This window comes from Streptomyces sp. ID05-39B, from assembly GCF_033794725.1.
GTDB classification, from domain to species: Bacteria; Actinomycetota; Actinomycetes; order Streptomycetales; family Streptomycetaceae; genus Streptomyces; species Streptomyces bobili.
Window position 1 is genome coordinate 21,326 of the sequence record NZ_JARGEF010000091.1, and the last position, 7,529, is coordinate 28,854.

The 7,529-nt window shown below is 69.8% G+C and carries 7 protein-coding genes; 2 read left to right on the forward strand and 5 right to left on the reverse strand.

Features of this window, described 5'->3' with window-relative positions; all coding sequences use genetic code 11:
• Positions 1-4: 4 nt before the first annotated feature.
• The 4 genes from P1P75_RS20615 to P1P75_RS20630 all read right to left on the reverse strand — a co-directional run bounded on the left by P1P75_RS20615 (position 5) and on the right by P1P75_RS20630 (position 4,352).
• A complete protein-coding gene (locus P1P75_RS20615) occupies positions 5-1,237 on the reverse strand; it encodes a hydroxymethylglutaryl-CoA synthase (RefSeq protein WP_319257486.1) in 1,233 nt (410 codons plus the stop codon).
• Entirely contained in the window at positions 1,221-2,120 is a 900-nt protein-coding gene (locus tag P1P75_RS20620; RefSeq protein WP_319257488.1) for a DUF6039 family protein, read from the reverse strand. The genes P1P75_RS20615 and P1P75_RS20620 overlap by 17 nt, the downstream gene beginning before the upstream one ends.
• A gap of 90 nt (positions 2,121-2,210) precedes the next feature.
• Entirely contained in the window at positions 2,211-3,524 is a 1,314-nt protein-coding gene (locus P1P75_RS20625) for a cation:proton antiporter (RefSeq protein ID WP_319257490.1), read from the reverse strand.
• 69 nt (positions 3,525-3,593) lie between these two features.
• On the reverse strand, positions 3,594-4,352 hold the full coding sequence (locus P1P75_RS20630) for a Crp/Fnr family transcriptional regulator (protein ID WP_319257492.1): 759 nt from the start codon (positions 4,350-4,352) through the stop codon (positions 3,594-3,596).
• A 330-nt stretch (positions 4,353-4,682) separates the two neighbouring features.
• On the opposite strand from P1P75_RS20630, the gene P1P75_RS20635 reads away from it, so the two are divergent.
• Both P1P75_RS20635 and P1P75_RS20640 read left to right on the forward strand, forming a co-directional pair.
• Positions 4,683-5,984, forward strand: coding sequence for a cytochrome P450 (locus tag P1P75_RS20635; RefSeq protein ID WP_319257494.1), 1,302 nt, complete (start codon positions 4,683-4,685; stop codon positions 5,982-5,984).
• Positions 5,985-6,051: 67 nt separating this feature from the next.
• On the forward strand, positions 6,052-6,744 hold the full coding sequence (locus P1P75_RS20640) for a 4'-phosphopantetheinyl transferase superfamily protein (RefSeq protein ID WP_319257496.1): 693 nt from the start codon (positions 6,052-6,054) through the stop codon (positions 6,742-6,744).
• Here the strand turns inward: P1P75_RS20640 and P1P75_RS20645 are convergent.
• On the reverse strand, positions 6,726-7,529 hold an 804-nt coding region (locus P1P75_RS20645; RefSeq protein WP_319257498.1), incomplete at its 5' end, for a Crp/Fnr family transcriptional regulator. The genes P1P75_RS20640 and P1P75_RS20645 overlap by 19 nt on opposite strands.

Consider the following 7,529-nt stretch of genomic DNA (forward strand, 5'->3'; position numbering starts at 1 on the left):
CTGCTCAGCTCCATCGATAGCGCCGGTGGAAGTTCTCGATCCGGTCCAGCACCAGCAGTTCCCTGCCGTGCAGCGCCGGGTCGTAGACGTCCGCGTACCGCGACACGTCGAGGACCGCGTCCTGCACGCCGGGGGCCCCCTCGGCGGTGTGCTTCGCCAGCCGGTCGTAGTCGGCGACGGCGAGCCGATGCCGGGCGTCCAGGCGCTCGGCGGTCCGGTACTGGGCGAGCACGGCCGGCGCCCCGGTGCCGACCACGCCGCTGTAGAACTCCGAGGCGCAGCCCGACCCGTAGGAGAACAGGCCGACCCGGCGCGGCTCGCGGAAGTCGCCGTGCTCGATGAGCGAGAGCAGGGCGACGAACAGGCCGGCCGCGTAGGTGTTGCCGATCCGGGCCGGGTTGACCAGGGAGGCGGCCATCCGGGTCCGGAAGTCGGCCTCGATGGCGTCCGGGGACATCCGCTTGACCCGGCGCATCAGGTGCCGATGGGCGCCCTTGACCATTCCGCCGAACGGGGTGTGGAAGGCCAGGTGGTCGAAGGAGTCGACGATGTCGGCCCCCGCGACCGTGTCCCGGTAGTCGGCGAAGGAGCGCTCCAGGCACTCCAGGTAGGCCAGCAGCGAGAGGTCGGAGTCGCCGGCCGCCAGGTCGGGGCGCGGCCGGCAGGTGTCCATCACCTCGTAGCTGTAGAGGCCGGCCGCGCCGGGGTCGAGGTCGAGGACCTCGGGTTCCGGGCCGAGCAGCAGGGCGGCCGCGCCGGCGCCGTGGGACGGCTCCCAGTACGGCATGCCGACCACCGAGCCACCCGCGTCGGCGGCGATCACCAGCGCACGGGCCCGCGGGCGGGGGCTGCCCGCCAGCAGGCCGAGCGCGGTGCGCAGTGCCGCGGTGCCGCCGTAGCAGGCGTGCTTGACCTCGAAGGAGCGGCAGCGCCTGCCGAGGCCGAGGTAGTGGTGCACGTAGGTGCTGATCGGTTTGCCGAAGTCCAGACCGGACTCGGTGCCGACGATCACCGCTTCGATGCTGTCGCGCTGCTCCCCGGTGAGCCGGTCGAGGATCGGCCTGGCCGCGTTCACGGCGTTGGTGACCGGGTCCTCGCACGGCAGGTTGACCGACTTCTGCACCATCATCAGGTTGTCGAAGCGGCCCAGGTCCAGTCCGCGTGCGTGGAACAGCTCCCTGACGTCCAGGGCGGCCCGCCCGACATAGGCGTTGGCCGCCTCAACTCCGACGGCCATGCAGCGGCGCCCAGAGGGTGTCGGTCATCGTGCCGTCGAGCACGGTGCGGTGCCAGCCGCCGCCGCCCTTGCTGTCGGCGACGACCTGGGAGGCCATCAGGCGGCGCAGCTCCGGGTCGCTCTCCTGGAGGGCCATCAGCTCGTGGTAGGCGTCCGGGGAGGCGAGGTGGATCAGCAGGTGCAGGCGGTCCTGCTGGCCCCACATCTCCTCGTAGAGGAAGGCGGTGGCCCGGCCGACCATCGCCTCGGAGACGTGTCCGGCCCAGTCGAACCAGAATTTGCGGGCCTCCTCGCGCAGCGCGTACCGGACCTGGAGGCGGCGGTGCACGGTGAGCGGGGTGTTCACGGAGTGCAGCAACTGCTCGGGAGCGAGCCGGGACTGGTAGCGGGCCGGCGGCTGGAAGGTGTCCAGCGGGTGGTCGTCGTCCTCGTCGTGATGGCTCAGGCCGTGCTGCGGGCAGATGATCGTCTCGGTCATCGAGCCCTCGACGAACATCCGCTCCCAGTTGCCGCCGCCCTTGGTGGGCAGCCGGTCGTCGGCGGACACCTCGGCCCACTTCTGCGAGTGGTCGACCATGTCGAGCATCCGCCGGTAGTCGCTGGGTTCCTTCAGGTGCAGCAGCCAGTGCAGCCGGCTCTGCGTCCCGAACAGCTCCTCGAAGGCGAAAATCGAGACGTAGCCGACCTGGGCGTTGTTGATCAGGTCGACCAGATCCGCCGAGAAGGACATGCCCTCCTCGCGGAACTCGTTCTTCAGCTGCCCGACCCGATGGATCAGGAATCCCGCGTCGGCAGAATTCAGCAGTTTGTCCAGCGGCACCGTGGTCTGGTGGAACGCCGGCCTGATCCTGGATTGCGTGCTGGAATTCACTGCGGCCGTCACGTTGTCCGCCTCCTTTTCCACGGAAATTAATCCATGTCTCCTACAACACACTTCGGATCACATTAGGAGCGAGCAGCGCATTCTTGCTGCTCAATTCTGCGCAGGGTCGGCGGGCACCGAGGCGCGGTCCGACCAGGCGGCGAGTTCGACGGCCCGCAGGTGCTCGTCGGAGCTGTGCTCGACCTTCGCCATGGTCCAGCGCAGGGCGGGCGCGGCCATCATCGAGGTGACCACGGCGACGAGCACGACGATCGAGTACATCGCCGGGCTGAGCACGCCGAGCCGCAGGCCGATGGTCGCCACCACCACCTCGACCGCGCCACGGGCGTTCAGGCCGGAGCCCAGCGCCAGGCCCTCCCAGTGCGTCAGGCGGCCGATCCGGGCGCCCAGGTAGGCGCCGGCGAACTTGCCGCCGACAGCGAGCAGCAGCACCACCGCGGCGGCGGCGAGCGTCCGGGGGTCGCCCAGCACCGTCAGGTCCATCTTCAGGCCCGCCCCGGCCAGGAAGATCGGGGCGAACACCGAGAGCGTGACGGTCCGCAGCGAGGCCAGCCGCACCGCGGTCTCCCGGGACGGCGAGCTGAGCAGGCAGCCGACCGCGAACGCGCCGAGCGCCGACTCCAGGCCCAGCGACTGGCTGCCGGCCGCGGCGGCCAGGATCGCCACCACGGTGATGGCGATCACCGGCCCGGAGCCCTCGGCCTTCTCGGCCCGCCCCAGCGCCCCGCGCAGCAGCGGCCGGGCGGCGATCACCACCGCCAGGAACAGCAGCAGGCTCCCGAAGCTGGAGACGATGTGACCGGCCGTCAGGACGCCCACCGTCATCGTGGAGACCAGCGACAGCAGTATCCAGGCGACCACGTCCCCGCCGGCCGCCGCGGCCAGCGTCAACTGGCCGATGTCGCGATGCAGCATGCCCAGGTCGGTCAGTGTCTTGGCGATCACCGGGATCGCGCTGACGCCCATCACCACGCCGATCAGCAGCGCGAACGAGGAGCGGTCGGCGTGCGGGCCGAGCAGCCGGCCGGGCAGCAGCAGACCGGTGGCGACGCCCAGGCCGAGCGGCAGCAACAGCGCCGCGGTGCTGATCGAGACCACGGTACGGGGGCGGCGGCGCAGCATCCGCAGGTCCAGGTGTGCGCTGGACACCCCGATGAACAGCAGTACGCCGAATAGACTGACCGCGTCCAGCAGTTGGGTCTGAGACGGGTCGGCCGGCCACATCCAGGCGAACGCCGCCGGCGAGAGGTGTCCGAGCACCGTCGGACCGAGCAGCACTCCGCTGAGCAGTTCACCCACCACGCCCGGCAGGCCCACCCGGCGGGCCAGTTGGCCCATGCCGGAGCCGACAAGCAGCAGGGCCGCCAGTTGCATCAGGAACAGCAGGGTCTGATGCTCGCTCATGTTCGACCTTCTCCCGTGGGGCGGGTCTTCCAAGCCCCAAGGGTTGGCATCGCGAGGATGCCCAGCTACTCAGAATTGAGCATCGGCCTGCAGCCTGCCCTCGATGTAGTCGCCGAGCCGCTGGACGTCGACGGCCAGCGAGCCCTGCACCATGCCGACCAGCCCGGTCTCCCGGAAGCGCTTGAGGAACAGCCCGACCCGGGAGCGGGTGGTGCCGACCATCTCGGCGAGCTCCTCCTGGGTGATCCGGGGCGGGATCACCACCAGTCGGCCGCGGCGCTTGCCTATCTGCTGGGAGAGCAGCAGCAGTCGGGCCGCCAGTCGGCGCTCGCACTCCAACGTCACCATGTCGACGATGATCTTCTGCTGTTCGATCACCCGCTCACCGAGGTGGCGCACGTACTCCGGCAGCAGCCCCTCCTCGGCGAGCACCGAGAGGAACCGGTCGCACGGGATCTGCCGCAGCGTCGCCGGTTCCAGCGCGACCGCCGTGTCGGAGCGCTCGCTTGCGAGCAGCCCCAGTTCGCCCAGGACGTCGCCCGCCCCGGAGATGGAGAGCAGACATCGCTTGCCGCTACCGGTGATCATCAGCGTTTTGACCTGGCCGGTCTCGATCACATATATGTGCCGGTCCTGGCCACCTTCCATGTACACGTGTGCCAGCCGGGGCACCGTCAGGGTCGGGGTGTCGTGCAGCCGCGTGGCGCACAGCGCGCGCAGCTTGGTGCGGAAGCGGGCCGAGTCGGGGTCTGCCGGCTCGGCGGCACGCCGCACGGGGACCGCGGTGGTGGTCGAACGGGTTCGGTGGTGCTCCAGTGTTGCCCTCATCTTCAACCTCGAATCGCCTAGAAGACGGCACGGACGCGTCGTCCCGGCCGGGCAGCCCTGCCCGGCGGACGCGGCCCAACGGTGTCTGAGATCGCCACGATGTGGCGGAAAAGCGAGGTGCGGGTGGCAAGCATAGGAAAAGATCCGGCCGACACCAATGCCCTCGCCACCATTGGACGCAGGCGTGCCGAAGCGGCCGTGGCAGCACCCGGCCGACTTCGCGCGATGCTCAATCCAGCGCAGAAATGCCCGGTTCGGCCGGTCTAGGTTCGAGGGCGCTCGGGCGTATCCGCCGAAGCGAGCCGACCTGCCAAGGAACGGAGATGCCCCGTGAATGACCGGTCATCACAGCCCGGCGCACCGTCCGGTTCCGAGGACCCGAAGGTCCTGCCGACCGGGCCTCGGGTCGACCCCTACGCGCTGTACTCCGACATGCGTGCCGAGGGCGTCGTCCACACCATCCGCGAACCCAACGGCCTCCACCGCCGGCTCGTGCTGCGCTACGCCGAGGCCCGCGACGTGATGAACGACTCACGCTTCGCCAAGGACCCGGGCCTGGCCTGGGACCAGCTCCGCGACGCCGGCTACGTCAAGGGCGAGCGTGACAACCGCGCCGACTACCTCTACCACCTGGTCAACACCGACCCGCCGGACCACACCCGGCTGCGCAAGCTGATCAGCAAGGCGTTCACCAACCGCCGGATGGAGGCGATGCGCCCGCGCGTGCGGGAGATCGCCGAGCAGCTGCTCGACGGCCTCGCCGGACAGCAGACCGTCGACCTGATCGAGAACTACGCGCACCCGCTGGCCACCACCGTCATCTGCGAGATCCTCGGTGTGCCGAACGCCGACCGGGAGAACTTCCGGATCTGGGCCACCGCCATGCTCACCGCCCCGGACGCGGTGGTCGACGGCGCGCTCACCCCGCAGGAGGGCTACGCGGCGATGCAGTCCTTCTTCACCGAACTGCTGGCCCGCCGCCGCGAGGAACTCAAGGACCTCGCGGAGTCCGACGTGGACACCAGCGACCAGCAGCCCGATGTGATCACCGGCCTGATCGTCGCCCGCGACGAGGGCAACCGGCTCACCGAGATCGAGGTGGTCTCCACCGCGATGCTGCTGCTCAGCGCCGGCCAGGAGCCGACCGTCAACCTGATCGCCAACGGCACCCTGTCACTGTTCGACAACCCGGAGCAGTTCGCCCTGCTGCGGGCCAAGCCCGACCTGGTCACCTCGGCCGTGGAGGAGTTCCTCCGCTACGACCCGCCGGTGGAGCTGTCCACCATGCGGGTCTCCACCGAGGACGTCGAGGTGGCCGGCACCGTGATCCCGGCCGGCAGCGTGGTCACCGTCTCCATCGCCTCGACCAGCCGCGACGAGCGGCAGTTCGACAACCCCGACCAGCTGGACATCACCCGCACCGACAATCCGCACCTGGCTTTCGGCTTCGGCCTGCACCACTGCCTCGGCGCCCCGCTCGCCCGGCTGGAGGGTCAGGAGGCGATCGCGGCACTGATCGACCGCTACCCGAACATCTCGCTTTCCGGCACCCGGGACGATCTGCGCTGGCGCCCCACCCGGATCATGCGCGGCCTGGTCGAGCTGCAGGTCGAGTTGGGCCCGCGGGCCTGACCCGCACCGGATGACAGAGCCAGGGCTTCGGTCCGCCGCGCGCGAGGCCCATGTATGGACCGCGCGCGTGCCCGACTCGGACCGCGACACCGCGGTCCGGGCGGGGCTGGCGCTGCTCGCGCCCGCCGAGCACGACCGGCTGGCCCGCTTCCGCTTCGCCCGGGACCGCGCCCAGTACGCGGTGGGGCACGCCCTGCTGCGCACCGCGCTGACCTGGTGTCACCCCGACATCCCGCCGCGGCAATGGGAGTTCCGCACCACCTGGCACGGCCGTCCGGAACTCGCCGGCCGCACCGCGGAGACCGGGCTGAGGTTCAACCTCTCCCACACCCCCGGTGCGGCCGTCTGCGTGGTGACCCGCGGGACCGACTGCGGCATCGACGTCGAGGAGAGCGCTGCGCACCGCACCCTCCGACTGCCCAAAGTGCTCGCCCCCGCCGAGGCCGCCGCGCTCGCCAGGCTGCCCGCCGACGGGCAGGCCGACGCCCTCCTTCGGTACTGGACCCTGAAGGAGGCCTACACCAAGGCCCTCGGCCTCGGCCTCGCCCACCCGTTCAGCCGCTGCGACTTCGGCGCGCTGCCCGACACCGGGACGATCACGATGGCCGCCGACGCCATGGGCCAGTGGCAGTTTCACCAGTGGCGGCCGGGCTCCCGCCACATCGCCGCACTCGCCCTGCGCCGCGGCGGGGGCGCCGGGCTGGTGGTGGTCCACCACGGCGACGCCCCCGCCGGCTCCCCTCAGACCGTCGCCACGTAGCGCGCCAGCCGGGTCTCGTGCACCGTCAGCTGGGCCGAACCGCTGTGCACCAGCAGCCCGTCGTCGGAGAACCGCTTCAGGAAGAACCCGACCCGGGAACGCGTGGTCCCCACCATTTCCGAGAGTTCCTCGTGCGTGATCCGCCGTTCCATCCTCAGCTCGGGCCCCTGCCGCCGGCCGACCTTGCGAGCGAGATCGAGCAGTGTCACCGCGAGCCGCTGCTCGCAGTTCATGGTCACCATGTTGGCGATCAACTGCTGCTGCCCGGACAGTTGTTCGATCAAGTGCAGGGCGAACTCCTCGGCGTTCTCCAGATCCTGCAGAACCGCCGCCACATGCGCCGCGGACAGTTTCCGCAGGACGCTCCGCTTCATCGCCGTCGCGGTCTCCGCACGCATTCCCTGCAGAATTCCCAGCTCACCGAAGAACTCCCCCTCCACGCATATGGAGAGCAGACATCGCTTTCCGTCCGGAGAGCCCGAAACAATCTTGACCTGACCCTCCTCGACCAGGTAGAGGCTGTTGTCCGACTGCCCGCTGGAATACACGTTCTCGCCGCGCACCAGCCGCATCACCGGTGCCGATCTCCCGCTCCCCACCATTCTTTCCCGCAGAGTCTCCCATAACGACATGGAAGTGGAGACGAACATATACTTCCCCCCTTGCATACGATTGCCTCGCACATTGATCAAGCTGGGTTCCGGCCAATAATGAATCGAAAACCCGTTCCATAGTTGCCCTCCGCGCCCCGGCCAAAACCTCGCCGCAGGCTCCTGCCACCCGCC